This is a genomic window from uncultured Cellulomonas sp. (assembly GCF_947494015.1).
Taxonomy (GTDB): domain Bacteria; phylum Actinomycetota; class Actinomycetes; order Actinomycetales; family Cellulomonadaceae; genus Pengzhenrongella.
In genome coordinates this window covers 345953-361124 of the sequence record NZ_CANLTL010000002.1, presented here as the reverse complement: position 1 = coordinate 361124, position 15172 = coordinate 345953, and the positions used below count along the sequence as shown (strand labels likewise).

At 69.4% G+C, this 15172-nt stretch carries 27 protein-coding genes; all 27 read left to right on the top strand.

The features are described 5' to 3' along the window. Positions 1-104: 104 nt before the first annotated feature. Positions 105-1298 (top strand): elongation factor Tu, encoded by a 1194-nt coding sequence (gene tuf, locus Q0840_RS03490; RefSeq protein WP_298456440.1) that lies wholly within the window; start codon positions 105-107, stop codon positions 1296-1298. 373 nt (positions 1299-1671) lie between these two features. After that, a complete protein-coding gene (gene rpsJ, locus Q0840_RS03485) occupies positions 1672-1980 on the top strand; it encodes a 30S ribosomal protein S10 (RefSeq protein WP_019146773.1) in 309 nt (102 codons plus the stop codon). A gap of 22 nt (positions 1981-2002) precedes the next feature. After that, on the top strand, positions 2003-2662 hold the full coding sequence (gene rplC / locus Q0840_RS03480; protein ID WP_298456427.1) for a 50S ribosomal protein L3: 660 nt from the start codon (positions 2003-2005) through the stop codon (positions 2660-2662). Next, positions 2659-3378, top strand: coding sequence for a 50S ribosomal protein L4 (rplD, locus tag Q0840_RS03475; protein WP_298456422.1), 720 nt, complete (start codon positions 2659-2661; stop codon positions 3376-3378). The genes rplC and rplD overlap by 4 nt, the downstream gene beginning before the upstream one ends. After that, complete coding sequence (gene rplW / locus Q0840_RS03470; protein ID WP_298456419.1) at positions 3375-3677, top strand: 50S ribosomal protein L23; 303 nt, start codon at positions 3375-3377, stop codon at positions 3675-3677. The genes rplD and rplW overlap by 4 nt, the downstream gene beginning before the upstream one ends. 37 nt (positions 3678-3714) lie before the next feature. After that, on the top strand, positions 3715-4551 hold the full coding sequence (gene rplB / locus Q0840_RS03465; RefSeq protein WP_298456414.1) for a 50S ribosomal protein L2: 837 nt from the start codon (positions 3715-3717) through the stop codon (positions 4549-4551). 14 nt (positions 4552-4565) lie between these two features. Beyond that, entirely contained in the window at positions 4566-4847 is a 282-nt protein-coding gene (gene rpsS / locus Q0840_RS03460; RefSeq protein WP_298456411.1) for a 30S ribosomal protein S19, read from the top strand. 26 nt (positions 4848-4873) lie between these two features. Next, positions 4874-5242: a 50S ribosomal protein L22 gene (gene rplV / locus Q0840_RS03455; RefSeq protein ID WP_298456409.1), complete on the top strand. Its 369-nt coding sequence runs from the start codon at positions 4874-4876 to the stop codon at positions 5240-5242. Further along, entirely contained in the window at positions 5242-6063 is an 822-nt protein-coding gene (rpsC, locus tag Q0840_RS03450; protein WP_298456406.1) for a 30S ribosomal protein S3, read from the top strand. The genes rplV and rpsC overlap by 1 nt, the downstream gene beginning before the upstream one ends. A gap of 3 nt (positions 6064-6066) precedes the next feature. Further along, the gene (rplP, locus tag Q0840_RS03445) at positions 6067-6486 is read left to right on the top strand and encodes a 50S ribosomal protein L16 (RefSeq protein ID WP_298456403.1); all 420 of its coding nucleotides are present in this window, start codon (positions 6067-6069) and stop codon (positions 6484-6486) included. Continuing rightward, positions 6486-6725, top strand: a complete 240-nt coding sequence (gene rpmC / locus Q0840_RS03440; RefSeq protein ID WP_298456400.1) for a 50S ribosomal protein L29 — start codon at positions 6486-6488, stop codon at positions 6723-6725. Before rplP ends, rpmC begins: the two co-directional genes overlap by 1 nt. Before the next feature lie 10 nt (positions 6726-6735). After that, complete coding sequence (gene rpsQ / locus Q0840_RS03435) at positions 6736-7035, top strand: 30S ribosomal protein S17 (RefSeq protein WP_298456399.1); 300 nt, start codon at positions 6736-6738, stop codon at positions 7033-7035. Positions 7036-7200: 165 nt separating this feature from the next. Further along, entirely contained in the window at positions 7201-7569 is a 369-nt protein-coding gene (gene rplN / locus Q0840_RS03430) for a 50S ribosomal protein L14 (protein WP_146899653.1), read from the top strand. A gap of 2 nt (positions 7570-7571) precedes the next feature. After that, entirely contained in the window at positions 7572-7913 is a 342-nt protein-coding gene (gene rplX / locus Q0840_RS03425) for a 50S ribosomal protein L24 (protein ID WP_298456392.1), read from the top strand. Next, positions 7913-8518: a 50S ribosomal protein L5 gene (gene rplE, locus Q0840_RS03420; RefSeq protein ID WP_298456389.1), complete on the top strand. Its 606-nt coding sequence runs from the start codon at positions 7913-7915 to the stop codon at positions 8516-8518. The genes rplX and rplE overlap by 1 nt, the downstream gene beginning before the upstream one ends. Position 8519: 1 nt before the next feature. Further along, entirely contained in the window at positions 8520-8705 is a 186-nt protein-coding gene (locus tag Q0840_RS03415) for a type Z 30S ribosomal protein S14 (protein WP_298456386.1), read from the top strand. A gap of 73 nt (positions 8706-8778) precedes the next feature. Then, positions 8779-9177 (top strand): 30S ribosomal protein S8, encoded by a 399-nt coding sequence (gene rpsH, locus Q0840_RS03410; protein WP_298456384.1) that lies wholly within the window; start codon positions 8779-8781, stop codon positions 9175-9177. A gap of 24 nt (positions 9178-9201) precedes the next feature. Next, positions 9202-9741: a 50S ribosomal protein L6 gene (gene rplF / locus Q0840_RS03405; RefSeq protein ID WP_298456381.1), complete on the top strand. Its 540-nt coding sequence runs from the start codon at positions 9202-9204 to the stop codon at positions 9739-9741. A gap of 3 nt (positions 9742-9744) precedes the next feature. Beyond that, a complete protein-coding gene (rplR, locus tag Q0840_RS03400; RefSeq protein ID WP_298456379.1) occupies positions 9745-10116 on the top strand; it encodes a 50S ribosomal protein L18 in 372 nt (123 codons plus the stop codon). A gap of 37 nt (positions 10117-10153) precedes the next feature. Beyond that, complete coding sequence (rpsE, locus tag Q0840_RS03395) at positions 10154-10807, top strand: 30S ribosomal protein S5 (protein ID WP_298456377.1); 654 nt, start codon at positions 10154-10156, stop codon at positions 10805-10807. After that, positions 10807-10989, top strand: coding sequence for a 50S ribosomal protein L30 (gene rpmD / locus Q0840_RS03390; protein ID WP_298456373.1), 183 nt, complete (start codon positions 10807-10809; stop codon positions 10987-10989). The genes rpsE and rpmD overlap by 1 nt, the downstream gene beginning before the upstream one ends. After that, positions 10989-11537, top strand: coding sequence for a 50S ribosomal protein L15 (rplO, locus tag Q0840_RS03385; RefSeq protein ID WP_298456370.1), 549 nt, complete (start codon positions 10989-10991; stop codon positions 11535-11537). Before rpmD ends, rplO begins: the two co-directional genes overlap by 1 nt. A gap of 159 nt (positions 11538-11696) precedes the next feature. Next, positions 11697-12995, top strand: coding sequence for a preprotein translocase subunit SecY (gene secY, locus Q0840_RS03380; protein WP_298456367.1), 1299 nt, complete (start codon positions 11697-11699; stop codon positions 12993-12995). Next, complete coding sequence (locus Q0840_RS03375; protein ID WP_298456363.1) at positions 12992-13570, top strand: adenylate kinase; 579 nt, start codon at positions 12992-12994, stop codon at positions 13568-13570. Before secY ends, Q0840_RS03375 begins: the two co-directional genes overlap by 4 nt. A 17-nt stretch (positions 13571-13587) precedes the next feature. Beyond that, on the top strand, positions 13588-14433 hold the full coding sequence (map, locus tag Q0840_RS03370; protein ID WP_298456361.1) for a type I methionyl aminopeptidase: 846 nt from the start codon (positions 13588-13590) through the stop codon (positions 14431-14433). A 247-nt stretch (positions 14434-14680) separates the two neighbouring features. Further along, positions 14681-14902 carry a translation initiation factor IF-1 gene (gene infA, locus Q0840_RS03365; protein ID WP_012867920.1) on the top strand — a complete coding sequence of 74 codons (222 nt, stop codon included), beginning with the start codon at positions 14681-14683 and terminating at the stop codon, positions 14900-14902. A gap of 69 nt (positions 14903-14971) precedes the next feature. Next, entirely contained in the window at positions 14972-15085 is a 114-nt protein-coding gene (gene rpmJ, locus Q0840_RS03360; protein ID WP_009740505.1) for a 50S ribosomal protein L36, read from the top strand. The last annotated feature ends 87 nt before the right edge of the window (positions 15086-15172 follow it).

Genomic DNA, 15172 nt, shown 5'->3' with positions numbered 1-15172 from the left:
CACTCCCACGGCAGCCGGCCGGAGCGGCCGAACGCCCGTGCAGGTGCCACCATGGCGCCTGCACCGTATGAGCAGATCACTACCGTGAGTCCGAGGAGGACACAGTGGGCAAGGCCAAGTTCGAGCGGACCAAGCCGCACGTCAACATCGGGACCATCGGTCACGTCGACCACGGCAAGACGACGCTGACCGCTGCCATCTCGAAGGTGCTGCACGACAAGTTCCCGGAGCTGAACCCCTTCACGCCGTTCGACGAGATCGACAAGGCGCCCGAGGAGAAGCAGCGCGGTATCACGATCAACATCGCGCACGTCGAGTACCAGACCGAGAAGCGCCACTACGCGCACGTCGACGCGCCCGGTCACGCCGACTACATCAAGAACATGATCACGGGTGCGGCGCAGATGGACGGCGCCATCCTCGTGGTCGCCGCGACGGACGGCCCCATGGCCCAGACGCGTGAGCACGTGCTGCTCGCCCGCCAGGTCGGCGTGCCGTACCTGCTCGTCGCGCTGAACAAGTCCGACATGGTCGACGACGAGGAGATCCTCGAGCTCGTCGAGATGGAGGTCCGTGAGCTGCTCAGCTCGCAGGGCTTCGACGGCGACGACGCGCCGGTCGTGCGCGTCTCCGGCCTCAAGGCGCTCGAGGGCGACCCGACCTGGGTCAAGTCCGTCGAGGACCTCATGGACGCCGTCGACGAGAACGTCCCGGACCCGGTCCGCGAGATCGACAAGCCGTTCCTCATGCCCATCGAGGACGTCTTCACGATCACCGGTCGTGGCACCGTCGTCACCGGTCGTGTCGAGCGCGGCGCGCTCAAGGTGAACGAGGAGGTGGAGATCGTCGGCATCAAGGAGAAGGCGATCAAGACCACGGTCACCGGCGTCGAGATGTTCCGCAAGCTGCTCGACTACGCCGAGGCCGGCGAGAACGTCGGTCTGCTGCTGCGCGGCACCAAGCGCGAGGACGTCGAGCGCGGCCAGGTCGTCGTGAAGCCGGGTTCGATCACCCCGCACACCGACTTCGAGGCGCAGGTCTACATCCTGGCCAAGGACGAGGGCGGGCGTCACAACCCGTTCTACGCGAACTACCGTCCGCAGTTCTACTTCCGCACCACCGACGTCACCGGCGTCATCACGCTGCCCGAGGGCACCGAGATGGTCATGCCCGGCGACAACACCGAGATGACGGTCGCGCTGATCCAGCCGATCGCCATGGAGGAGGGCCTCGGCTTCGCCATCCGTGAGGGTGGCCGGACCGTCGGCTCGGGCCGGGTCACCAAGATCATCAAGTGATCCACCGGAAGGGCCCGGGTGCGTGCACCCGGGCCCTTCCGCATTCCTCCGCGAGCGCCGGTGCGCCGGTCGCCGCGGAGCGTGTCCTCGCTCACGCCGCCCCTGCGGGGTTGGCCAGGGCGAGGAACGTCTGGCAGACTAGCCAGGTTGCCCGGGGCCGGTCGTGCGCGCGTGTGCGTGCGCTGACTGCTCGGGGTGAGCACACGTTGGAGCTCAGGTCGGCGGGGAAGGTGCCTGCGGCGGAGCTCAGACAGCCTCCAACGGCCCCGCACCTCGAACAGGTGCGCAGCGCGATGGTGTGACGCAGAACGCGACACGCCCGAGTGCGTGGGCCGGACAGCTAGCGGTTCGAGAGAGAGAGTCAGACGACGCCATGGCGGGACAGAAGATCCGCATCCGGCTCAAGTCCTACGACCACGAGGTCATCGACAGCTCGGCGCGCAAGATCGTCGACACGGTGACGCGCGCTGGTGCGACGGTCGTGGGTCCGGTGCCGCTCCCGACGGAGAAGAACGTCTTCGTCGTCATCCGGTCGCCCCACAAGTACAAGGACAGCCGCGAGCACTTCGAGATGCGCACGCACAAGCGGCTCATCGACATCATCGATCCCACGCCGAAGGCGGTGGACTCGCTTATGCGACTCGACCTGCCGGCCGACGTGAACATCGAGATCAAGCTCTGAAGCTGGGAAGGAACTGATCATCATGACCACCCAGCAGAACGCGCGCGCCGTCACGGCCGTGCTCGGCACCAAGCTCGGCATGACGCAGGTCTGGGACGACAACGGTCGTCTCGTGCCTGTCACCGTCGTGCAGGTCGGCACGAACGTCGTCACGCAGGTGCGCACCGCTGACACGGACGGGTACTCCGCGGTCCAGCTGGCCTACGGCCAGATCGACCCGCGCAAGGTGACCCAGCCGCTCAAGGGCCACTTCGAGAAGGCCGGGGTCACCCCGCGCCGGCATGTGGCCGAGATCCGGACCTCCGACGCGGCCGAGTACACGCTCGGCCAGGAGATCACCGCCGCGGCCTTCGAGGCCGGCACGACGGTCGACGTGTCCGGGACCACCAAGGGCAAGGGCACGGCCGGTGTGATGAAGCGTCACGGATTCGCCGGCGTCAGCGCCTCCCACGGTTCGCACCGCAACCACCGCAAGCCCGGCTCGATCGGTGGGGCCTCGACCCCGTCGCGCGTCTTCAAGGGCATGCGGATGGCCGGGCGCATGGGACACCAGCGCCAGACCACTCAGAACCTGACCGTCCACGCGGTCGACGCCGAGAAGGGCCTGCTGCTCGTCAAGGGCGCCGTCCCGGGCCCCAAGGGCGGCGTCGTCCTCGTGCGCAACGCAGTGAAGGGGGCATGAGCGACGTGGCTGACACCGGACTCACCCTGACCGTCGACGTCGTCGACCCCAGCGGCACGAAGGCGGGCACCACCGACCTGCCCGCCGAGGTCTTCGACGTCCAGACGAACGTCCCGCTGATCCACCAGGTCGTCGTCGCGCAGCTCGCGGCGGCGCGCCAGGGCACCCACGACACGAAGAACCGTGGCGAGGTGCGCGGTGGTGGGCGCAAGCCGTACAAGCAGAAGGGCACCGGCCGCGCCCGCCAGGGCTCGACGCGTGCGCCGCAGTTCGCCGGCGGTGGCACCGTGCACGGCCCGACGCCGCGTGACTACTCCCAGCGGACCCCGAAGAAGATGAAGGCCGCGGCGCTCCGCGGTGCTCTCTCGGACCGCGCCCGCGCCGGTCGCGTGCACGTCGTCACGGGCTTCGCCCCGGGCGCGGCGCCGTCGACCAAGTCGGCCGTCGCCATCCTCGACACCCTGTCCGGGCGCAAGAACGTCCTGGTCGTCGTGGAGCGTTCGGACGAGATCACCTGGAAGTCGCTGCGCAACGTCGAGCGGGTCCACCTGCTCGTCGCCGACCAGCTCAACACCTACGACGTGCTCGTCTCCGACGACGTCGTGTTCACCCAGGGAGCGCTCGACGCGTTCCTGGCCGGCCCGGCCGCCGGTCGCACGGTCACCGCGACCGCGACCGAGTCCGAGGCCGCACTGACCGAGGAGGACGCGAAGTGACCGTCGTCACCAAGGACCCGCGCGACATCCTGATCGCGCCGGTCGTCTCGGAGAAGAGCTACGGGCTGCTCGACGAGGGGAAGTACACGTTCATCGTGGACCCCCGCGCGAACAAGACCGAGATCAAGATCGCGATCGAGCAGGTCTTCGCGGTCAAGGTCGAGTCGGTGAACACGATCAACCGCAAGGGCAAGACGCGGCGGACCAAGTTCGGGCTCGGCAAGCGCAAGGACACGAAGCGCGCGATCGTCACCCTCCGCGAGGGCACGATCGACATCTTCGGCGGACCGGTCGGCTGAGGCCGACCGCCACGAGCAGAGATTAGGACAGATCCCCATGGGAATCCGTAAGTACAAGCCGACGACGCCGGGGCGCCGTGGCGCCTCCGTCGCCGACTTCGTCGAGGTCACGCGCTCCACGCCGGAGAAGTCGCTGGTCCGCCCGCTGCACAAGACGGGCGGTCGCAACTCGACCGGCCGCGTGACCATGCGTCACCAGGGCGGTGGCCACAAGCGCGCCTACCGGGTCATCGACTTCCGTCGCCACGACAAGGACGGCGTGCCGGCCAAGGTCGCCCACATCGAGTACGACCCCAACCGCACGGCGCGCATCGCGCTGCTGCACTACGCGGACGGCGAGAAGCGCTACATCGTGGCGCCGAACAAGCTCCGCCAGGGAGACGTCGTCGAGAACGGTGCCGGCGCCGACATCAAGCCGGGCAACAACCTGCCGCTGCGCAACATCCCGACCGGTACGGTCATCCACGCCATCGAGCTCAAGCCCGGTGGCGGCGCGAAGATCGCCCGCTCGGCCGGTGCGTCGGTCCAGCTGGTCGCCAAGGACGGGCCCTACGCGCAGCTGCGCATGCCGTCCGGTGAGATCCGCAACGTCGACCTGCGCTGCCGCGCCACGGTCGGCGAGGTCGGCAACGCCGAGCAGTCCAACATCAACTGGGGCAAGGCCGGCCGCATGCGCTGGAAGGGCAAGCGCCCCTCCGTGCGCGGTGTCGCCATGAACCCGATCGACCACCCGCACGGTGGTGGTGAGGGCAAGACGTCCGGTGGGCGTCACCCCGTGAGCCCGTGGGGCCAGCCCGAGGGCCGGACCCGCCGTCCGAACAAGCCGAGCGACAAGCTCATCGTGCGCCGTCGGCGCACCGGCAAGAAGCGCTGATAGGGAGCCGACAGATGCCACGCAGCCTGAAGAAGGGCCCGTTCGTCGACGGTCACCTCCAGAAGAAGGTCGACCTGCAGAACGAGAAGGGGACCAAGAACGTCATCAAGACGTGGTCCCGCCGGTCGCTCATCACGCCGGACTTCCTCGGCCACACGTTCGCGGTGCACGACGGCCGCAAGCACACGCCCGTCTTCGTCACCGAGTCGATGGTCGGGCACAAGCTGGGCGAGTTCGCCCCCACGCGGACGTTCCGCGGCCACGAGAAGGACGACCGCAAGGGCCGTCGCCGCTGATGACGATTCAAGAAGGCAGGACAGCAATGGAAGCCAAGGCGCAGGCGCGGTTCGTCCGCGTCACGCCCCAGAAGGCCCGGCGCGTCGTGGACCTCATCCGTGGCAAGCAGGCCGAGCAGGCCGTCGCGACGCTGAAGTTCGCGCCGCAGGCCGCGGGGGAGACCGTGCTCAAGGTTGTCGAGAGCGCGATCGCCAACGCCCGGGTCAAGGCGGACCGGGCCGGCGAGGCGTTCGACGCCACGGCGCTGGTGGTCCGTGAGGCGTACGTCGACGAGGGTCCGACCCTCAAGCGGTTCCGCCCGCGTGCACAGGGACGGGCGAGCCAGATCCTCAAGAGGACCAGCCACATCACCGTGGTCGTGGCCCCCGTCGAGAAGAAGGAGAGGGCCCGATAGTGGGACAGAAGGTCAACCCGCACGGGTACCGCCTCGGCATCACGACCGACCACCGTTCGCGGTGGTTCGCCGACAGCACCAAGCCCGGCCAGCGGTACCGCGACTACGTCCGCGAGGACGTCCAGATCCGCAAGCTCATGTCGACCGGTCTCGAGCGCGCCGGCATCTCGAAGGTCGAGATCGAGCGCACCCGTGACCGGGTGCGCGTCGACATCCACACCGCCCGCCCGGGCATCGTCATCGGGCGTCGCGGTGCGGAGGCCGACCGCATCCGCGGCGAGCTGGAGAAGCTCACCGGCAAGCAGGTGCAGCTGAACATCCTCGAGGTGAAGAACGCCGAGATCGATGCCCAGCTCGTGGCCCAGGGCATCGCCGAGCAGCTCGCCAGCCGCGTGTCCTTCCGTCGGGCGATGCGCAAGGGCATGCAGTCCGCCCAGCGCGCCGGCGCCAAGGGCATCCGGGTGCAGTGCGCCGGCCGCCTCGGTGGCGCCGAGATGAGCCGCAGCGAGTTCTACCGCGAGGGTCGTGTGCCGCTGCACACGCTGCGCGCGAACATCGACTACGGCTTCTACGAGGCCCGGACCACGTTCGGCCGCATCGGCGTGAAGGTCTGGATCTACAAGGGCGACATGACCGAGAAGGAGTTCGCCCAGCAGCAGGCGACGCAGGCTCCTCGGGCGCCCCGCGGTGGCCCGCGCGGCGACCGTCCGGCTCGCGCCGGCGCCCCCCGTCGTCCCGAGCGGACCGACGCTCCCGCCGAGGCGGCCCCGGCCGCGGACGCTGCCGCGCCGGCCGCCCCCCAGTCCGGATCGGAGGCCTGAGCCATGCTGATCCCGCGCAGGCTGAAGCACCGCAAGCAGCACCACCCGGGGCGCTCCGGCGCCGCGACCGGTGGCACGACGATCGCGTTCGGCGACTTCGGCATCCAGGCCCTCGAGCCCGCCTACGTCACCAACCGCCAGATCGAGGCTGCTCGTATCGCCATGACCCGCCACATCAAGCGTGGTGGCAAGGTCTGGATCAACATCTACCCGGACCGCCCGCTCACCAAGAAGCCGGCGGAGACCCGCATGGGTTCGGGTAAGGGTTCGCCCGAGTGGTGGATCGCCAACGTCAAGCCGGGTCGAGTGATGTTCGAGCTCGCCGGTGTCCCGGAGCCGCTGGCTCGCGAGGCCATGCGCCGCGCCCAGCACAAGCTCCCGATGAAGACCCGTTTCGTGGTCCGCGAGGGTGGTGGCAACTGATGGCTATCGGAACCAAGGAGCTCGCCCCCGACGAGCTGGACGGCTTCGACGACGAGCGCCTCGTCGCCGAGCTGAAGAAGGCCAAGGAGGAGCTGTTCAACCTGCGCTTCCAGTCGGCCACCGGTCAGCTCGAGAGCCACGGGCGGCTCAAGGCTGTGCGTCGTGACATCGCGCGGATCTACACGATCCTGCGTGAGCGCGAGCTCGGCATCCGTACCGCCCCGAGCGCGAGCGAGTGAGGTCCAAGCGATGAGTGAGACGACGAACGAGGCCGCGGTCGGCGCGGCCCCCGCCCAGCACCGCCCGTACCGCAAGACGCGGCGTGGCTACGTGGTGAGCGACAAGATGCAGAAGACCGTCGTGGTGGAGGTCGAGGACCGGGTCAAGCACCCGCTCTACGGCAAGGTCATCCGGCGCACCAGCAAGGTCAAGGCGCACGACGAGGCCAACGCGGCCGGCATCGGCGACCTGGTCCTCATCATGGAGACGCGGCCGCTGTCCGCCACCAAGCGGTGGCGCGTGGTCGAGGTCCTCGAGCGGGCCAAGTAGGCCCTGCTCACCAGCACAGCACGACTCAGTTGCCCCCGGGGGAATGCGGTGGTGGGACCACGGGTTCCACCACCGGCCCGGGTGCATGACGGCAGCTATCCGTTCGGCCAGGCTCAGACCCCTGCGAGCAGGGTGCGAGAACCAGCAGACGACAGGAGTTAATACATGATCCAGCAGGAGTCGCGACTTCGGGTCGCCGACAACACGGGTGCCAAGGAGATCCTCTGCATCCGCGTTCTCGGTGGTTCGGGACGTCGCTACGCCGGAATCGGTGACGTCATCGTCGCCACCGTCAAGGACGCGATCCCCGGCGGCAACGTCAAGAAGGGCGACGTCGTCAAGGCGGTCATCGTCCGGACCCGCAAGGAGCGTCGGCGTCCCGACGGCTCGTACATCAAGTTCGACGAGAACGCCGCCGTGATCCTCAAGAACGACGGGGACCCCCGTGGGACGCGCATCTTCGGCCCGGTGGGCCGTGAGCTGCGCGACAAGAAGTTCATGCGGATCATCTCGCTGGCTCCGGAGGTGCTCTGACCATGGCGAAGATCAAGAAGGGTGACCTCGTGCTGGTCATCTCGGGCCGCGACAAGGGCCAGACCGGTCGCGTGCTGGAGGTCCTGGTCGAGTCGCAGCGCGTCGTGGTCGAGGGCGTGCAGCGGGTCACCAAGCACGTCAAGGCCGGCCAGACGCAGCGCGGCACGCGGACCGGTGGGATCGAGACCGTCGAGGCCCCGATCCACATCAGCAACGTGATGCTCGTCGACCCGGAGACCAAGAAGGGCACCCGGGTCGGGTACCGCACCGAGGAAGTCGAGCGTGACGGTCGGACCAGGACCGTGCGGGTCCGCGTGGCCAAGCGCTCCGGGAAGGACATCTGATGACCACCGAGAGCACGGTCACCACCGGCGGGGACACCCCCCGCAACGACTACGGCCGTCCGGTCCCGCGCCTGAAGGCCCGGTACAACGACGCGATCGCGCCCGACCTGTTCACCGAGTTCGCGCACGCGAACGTCAACCAGGTCGCACGGCTGACCAAGGTCGTCGTGAACATGGGCGTGGGCGAGGCCGCCAAGGACTCCAAGCTCATCGACGGTGCCATCAAGGACCTCACCGCGATCACCGGTCAGAAGCCGCAGGTCACCAAGGCCCGCAAGTCGATCGCCCAGTTCAAGCTGCGCGAGGGCATGCCGATCGGCGCCCACGTGACGCTGCGCGGTGACCGCATGTGGGAGTTCCTGGACCGCCTGCTGTCCACCGCGCTGCCCCGCATCCGCGACTTCCGCGGCCTGTCGGCCAAGCAGTTCGACGGGCACGGCAACTACACCTTCGGTCTGACGGAGCAGTCGATGTTCCACGAGATCGACCAGGACAAGATCGACCGCGTGCGTGGCATGGACATCACCGTCGTGACCACCGCGACCACCGACGCAGAGGGCCGCTCGCTGCTGAAGCGTCTCGGCTTCCCCTTCAAGGAGGACTGACATGGCGAAGACCGCCCTGATCCAGAAGGCCGCCAAGACGCCGAAGTTCAAGGTGCGCGCCTACACCCGGTGCCAGCGGTGCGGGCGTCCGCACTCCGTGTACCGCAAGTTCGGCCTCTGCCGGATCTGCGTGCGCCAGATGGCGCACGCCGGCGAGCTCCCCGGCGTCACCAAGAGCAGCTGGTAACAACTACGCCGCTGGTCCGGGCCACCCGCAGACGCGGACCCGGATACCCCGGCGAGGAAGGGCCTGAGCCCACATGACCATGACCGACCCGATCGCAGACATGCTCACGCGTCTGCGGAACGCGAACTCGGCGCACCACGACACGGTCACCATGCCGTTCTCGAAGCTGAAGTCGCACATCGCTGAGATCCTCCAGGCCGAGGGCTACATCGCCGGCTGGAAGGTCGAGGACGCCCCGGTGGGGCAGTACCTCACGATCGAGCTCAAGTACGGCCCGAACCGCGAGCGCTCGCTCGCCGGTGTGCGCCGCGTGTCCAAGCCGGGCCTGCGCGTGTACGCCAAGTCGACCAACCTGCCCAAGGTGCTCGGCGGCCTGGGCGTGGCGATCCTGTCCACGTCCTCCGGTCTCCTCACCGACAAGCAGGCCGCCAAGAAGGGCGTGGGTGGGGAAGTCCTCGCCTACGTCTGGTAAGTCCGAGACGGAAAGGAGCTAGCCATGTCTCGAATCGGCAGAGTCCCCGTCCCGGTCCCCACCGGCGTGGACGTCTCCATCGACGGCCCCGTGGTCACGGTCACGGGCCCCAAGGGCACCCTGAGCCACACGGTGGCCTCGCCCATCCAGGTCATCCGCGACGAGGACGGCGCCCTCGCGGTGTCGCGCCCCGACGACGAGCGCGCCTCGCGCTCGCTGCACGGCCTGACCCGCACGCTGCTCGCCAACCTGATCACCGGCGTCACCGAGGGCTACACCAAGCGCCTGGAGATCGTCGGGACCGGGTACCGCGTCACGGCCAAGGGCGACACGCTCGAGTTCGCGCTCGGGTTCAGCCACCCGGTCAACGTCGCGCCCCCCGCCGGCATCTCGTTCGCCGTCGAGGCCCCGACCCGGTTCTCGGTCAGCGGCATCGACAAGCAGCAGGTCGGCGAGGTCGCAGCCAACATCCGCAAGATCCGCAAGCCCGAGCCGTACAAGGGCAAGGGTGTGCGCTACGCCGGCGAGGTCGTCCGGCGCAAGGTCGGAAAGGCTGGTAAGTAAGCGATGGCGATCACGATCAAGGGCAAGGGCAAGGCGATCAGCCGCGCCCGCCGCCACCTGCGGGTGCGCAAGAAGGTCTCCGGCACGCCGGTCCGTCCGCGTCTCGTCGTCACCCGGTCCGCCCGGCACATGACGGCCCAGGTCGTCGACGACACGGTCGGCCGCACGGTCGCGTCGGCCTCGACCCTCGAGGTCGATCTGCGCGCCCTGGGCGCGGACAAGACCGCCAAGGCCCGCCGCGTGGGCGAGCTCGTCGCCGAGCGCGCGAAGGCCGCCGGCGTCGACGCGGTCGTCTTCGACCGCGGCGGCAACAAGTACCACGGCCGGGTGGCAGCAGTCGCCGACGGGGCCCGCGAAGGCGGACTGGCCCTGTGACGACCACCACCTCCGCACGGAAGAAGAGGATTCACTGATGGCTGCTCCTCAGCGCAGCAACACCGGCGCGCCCGCGGGCGGCGCCGGCGGCGGCGGCGACCGCCGCGACGGTGGCCGCCGTGACGGTGGCCGCCGGGACGCTCCCGAGAAGAGCCAGTTCCTCGAGCGCGTCGTGACGATCAACCGCGTGGCCAAGGTCGTCAAGGGTGGCCGCCGCTTCAGCTTCACCGCGCTCGTCGTGGTGGGCGACGGCGACGGCACCGTCGGCGTCGGCTACGGCAAGGCCAAGGAGGTGCCCGCGGCGATCGCCAAGGGCGTCGAGGAGGCCAAGAAGAACTTCTTCAAGGTCCCGCGCATCCAGGGCACCATCCCGCACCCCATCCAGGGTGAGGCGGCGGCCGGTGTCGTGTTCCTGCGGCCCGCATCGCCCGGTACCGGTGTCATCGCCGGCGGACCGGTACGTGCGGTGCTGGAGTGCGCCGGTGTGCACGACATCCTGAGCAAGTCGCTCGGCTCCTCCAACGCCATCAACATCGTGCACGCCACGGTGGAGGCGCTGCGCGGTCTCGAGCAGCCGGAGGCCGTGGCCGCTCGCCGTGGGCTCCCGCTCGAGCACGTCGCCCCGGCGTCCCTGCTGCGGGCCCGCGCTGCCGGCACGGCCGCGGCGGCCGGCGTGGGAGCGGGTGCCTGATGGCGCGCCTGAAGGTGACCCAGACCAAGTCCGCCATCGGCGGCAAGCAGAACCAGCGCGACACGCTGCGGACCCTCGGTCTGAAGCGGATCGGTGACACCGTCGTGAAGGAGGACCGCCCGGAGATCCGTGGCATGGTCCAGACGGTGATCCACCTCGTCGCGGTCGAGGAGGTCGAGTGATGAGCGAGAGCACGCAGGCCGCGAAGGCCACCGCTGCCGGCACGTCCACGGCTGCCGGCACGTCCACCGGGTCGGCCCGCACGGGCGGCACCGGGGGCGGAGCGGGCGGCACCCTGAAGGTGCACCACCTGCGTCCGGCCCCCGGGGCCAAGACCGCCAAGACCCGTGTGGGTCGTGGTGAGGCGTCCAAGGGCAAGACGGCCGGTCGCGGGACCAAGGGCTCCAAGGCCCGCTACCAGGTGCCGGAGAGCTTCGAGGGTGGGCAGATGCCTCTGCACATGCGCCTGCCGAAGCTGCGCGGGTTCAAGAACCCGTTCCGCACCGAGTACCAGGTCGTCAACCTGGACAAGCTGGCCGAGCTGTACCCGGCGGGCGGGTCCGTCACGGTCGCCGATCTCGTGGCCAAGGGCGCGGTCCGCAAGGGCCAGCCGGTCAAGGTGCTCGGCACCGGCGAGATCACGGTGGCGCTGACGGTCGCGGTGGACGCCTACTCGGCGTCGGCCAAGGACAAGATCGTCGCGGCCGGCGGGTCCGTCGAGCAGGACTGATCGCATGGACGGGGTCGGTGGGACACGCGTCCCACCGACCCCGTTTTCGCATCTGCACGGTGATCCGTGAGGATGGCCCCTGCGTCGCAACGACGCACGCACAGATGGACCGGCTCCACCGGGACACGACACACCGCCTCTGGCGGAGCAGGAGGATAGGTGCTCAGCGCATTCGTCCGGGCGTTCAGGACGCCCGACCTGCGGCGCAAGCTGCTCTTCACGATCGCCATCATGTCGATCTTCCGGGTCGGGTCCTTCCTCCCGACGCCCGGGGTCTCCTACCCGAACGTCCAGACCTGCATCGCCGAGACGGCGGGCGGCAACGATCTGCTCGGGCTGGTCAACCTGTTCAGCGGCGGCGCGCTGCTCCAGCTGTCGGTGTTCGCCCTGGGGATCATGCCGTACATCACGGCGAGCATCATCGTGCAGCTGCTGCGTGTGGTGATCCCACGGTTCGAGGCCCTGCACAAGGAGGGCCAGTCCGGTACCGCGAAGCTCACGCAGTACACCCGCTACCTGACCATCGGCCTGGCCATCCTGCAGTCGACGACCGTCATCACGGTCGCGCGCAACGGCGGTCTGTTCGCGGGCTGCTCGGTGGACGTCATCCCCAACGCCGGGGTGATCACGGTCCTGCTCATGGTGCTGACCATGACCGCCGGTACCGGTCTGATCATGTGGCTCGGTGAGCTGATCTCCGAGCGCGGCATCGGCAACGGCATGTCCCTGCTGATCTTCACCTCGATCGCGGCGAGCTTCCCGACCGCGCTGTGGTCCATCGCCGGTGGCGACAACGGCATTACCAAGTTCATCATCGTGCTCGCGGTGATCATCCTGGTGATCGGCCTGGTGGTGTTCGTCGAGCAGTCCCAGCGCCGGATCCCGGTCCAGTACGCCAAGCGGATGGTCGGCCGGCGCATGTACGGCGGGTCGAGCACCTACATCCCGATCAAGATCAACATGGCCGGGGTCATCCCGATCATCTTCGCCTCGTCGCTGCTCGCCGTGCCCGGGCTCATCGCCCAGTTCGGCGACCAGACGGCCGGCTGGGTGCAGTGGCTCTCGGTGTACCTGGTGGACCCGGCAGCGCCCCTGCACCTGGTGCTCTACGTCGTCCTGATCATCTTCTTCTGCTACTTCTACACGGCCATCACGTTCAACCCGGACGAGGTCGCCGACAACATGAAGAAGTACGGCGGCTTCATCCCGGGCATCCGCGCCGGCCGGCCGACCGCGGAGTACCTGTCCTACGTGATCTCGCGGATCACCGCGCCCGGGTCGGTCTACCTGGCCCTGGTGGCGCTCATCCCGACGATCGTCTTCATCCTGCTGGACATCTCGACCGCCATCCCGTTCGGCGGCGCCTCCATCCTCATCGTCGTGGGCGTCGGGCTGGAGACCGTCAAGCAGATCGAGTCGCAGCTGCAGCAGCGGCACTACGAAGGGTTCCTGCGATGAGCGCGCGACTGGTGATCATGGGCCCGCAGGGCTCCGGCAAGGGCACGCAGGCCGCTCGGCTGTCGCAGCGGCTGGGGGTGCCGGCCATCTCGACCGGTGACATCTTCCGGGCCAACGTCAAGGGCGGCACCGAGCTCGGCAACCAGGCCAAGGCGATCATGGACGCCGGTGACCTCGTGCCCGACTCGATCACCAACGCCATGGTCCGCGACCGGCTCGCCGAGCCGGACGCCGCCGAGGGGTTCATCCTCGACGGCTACCCGCGCAACGCGGCCCAGGTCCAGGCGCTCGACGCCGTCCTGGCCGAGCGCGGCGAGACGCTGGACGCGGTCATCGAGCTCGGCGCCGACCGCGAGGAGCTGCTCAACCGGCTCGCCGGGCGGGCCGCGGCCGAGGGCCGCACGGACGACACCGCCGAGGCCATCTCCCGCCGGCTGGCGATCTACGCCGAGCACACCGCCCCCCTCACCGGTGCGTACGCCCAGCGGGACCTGCTGGTCACGGTGGACGGCATCGGGGACATCGACGAGGTGACCGAGCGCCTGATGTCGGCGCTCGGGTCCCGCGTCGGCTGACCGGCACGGGTCGGGCGATGTTCGGTCGGGACCGCATCGAGTACAAGACGCCGGAGCAGGTGCGCGTCATGCGCCGCGCCGGGCTGGTCGTGGCGGACGCGCTGGCGGCCGTGCGTGCCGAGGTGCGCCCGGGCCTGACCACCGCGGACCTCGACGCCGTCGCCGCCGACGTGATCCGGTCCGCGGGCGCGACGCCGTCCTTCCTCGGCTACCACGGCTTTCCCGCGACGCTGTGCGTGTCGGTGAACGACGAGGTCGTGCACGGCATCCCGGGCCCGCGGGTGCTGGAACCCGGTGACGTGGTCTCCGTGGACTGCGGGGCGATCGTCGACGGCTGGCACGGCGACTCCGCCATGACCGTGGTGCTCGACGCCGCCGACCCGCTCGACGTCGCCCTCGCCGAGACCACCGAGCGCGCGATGTGGGCGGGGATCGCGGCTCTCGCCGGCGCCGACCGGCTGGGCGCGGTCGGCGAGGCCGTCGAGGACGTCGTCGACTCCGCCGCGGCGGCCGGCGCCAACGGCGGGACGCGGTTCGGCATCGTGCAGGAGTACGTCGGGCACGGCATCGGCAGCGCCATGCACCAGCCGCCCGAGGTGCTCAACTACCGCGCCCGGGACCGGGGCGCGAAGCTCAAGCCGGGCATGTGCGTGGCGGTCGAGCCGATGCTCGTGCGCGGCGCTCGCGACACCCGGGTGCTCGCGGACGACTGGACCGTGGTGACCACGGACGGGTCACGCGCGAGCCACTGGGAGCACTCGGTCGCCGTCCTGCCCACCGGGGTGGTGGTGCTCACCGCGCACGACGGCGGGGCGGCGCGGCTGGGCGAGCTCGGCGTCCAGGTCGCCGACCTCGGCAGCTGAGCGCGCCCGGTGCCGGCCGATCGGCGCCGGTGGGTCGCGGGCGCGACGTGGCGGGCGGCTGAGTGCGACGTCACACGGTCCGGCCCGGTAGGGCCGGTTCCCCGTCAGCCGGCCATGGCGTAGAGTTGTCCGTTGGGCGTGTGCCTGCTCATGCCGTGCACCCGCCGATCCCATCACCGCCCGTCCGGTCCTGCGACCTGCCCGGGCGGGGGTGGCTGTCGTTGCACACCAAGAGTTAGCGGAGGATATGGCAAAGAAGGACGGTGTCATCGAGATCGAGGGCAGCGTTGTCGAGGCCCTGCCGAACGCGATGTTCCGCGTGGAGCTGGCCAACGGCCACAAGGTGCTCGCTCACATCTCGGGCAAGATGCGCCAGCACTACATCCGGATCCTCCCCGAGGACCGCGTGGTCGTTGAGCTGAGCCCGTACGACCTGTCCCGCGGCCGGATCGTCTACCGCTACAAGTAACCGCCACTCGATCATGCCGCCACCTTCGTCCGCGCCCGCGGGCACGGACGCGGCGGCGAAGGAACAGCCATGAAGGTCAAGCCCAGCGTCAAGAAGATCTGCGACAAGTGCAAGGTCATCCGCCGGCACGGTCGCGTCATGGTGATCTGCGAGAACCTGCGCCACAAGCAGCGCCAGGGCTGACCCCCTGACGCTCGGCACGGCTCGAGCGAGCACCCGGGCCGCCTCGTCACGAGGCGGCGCCACCAGCGCACAGCCACTGCTCCTCGC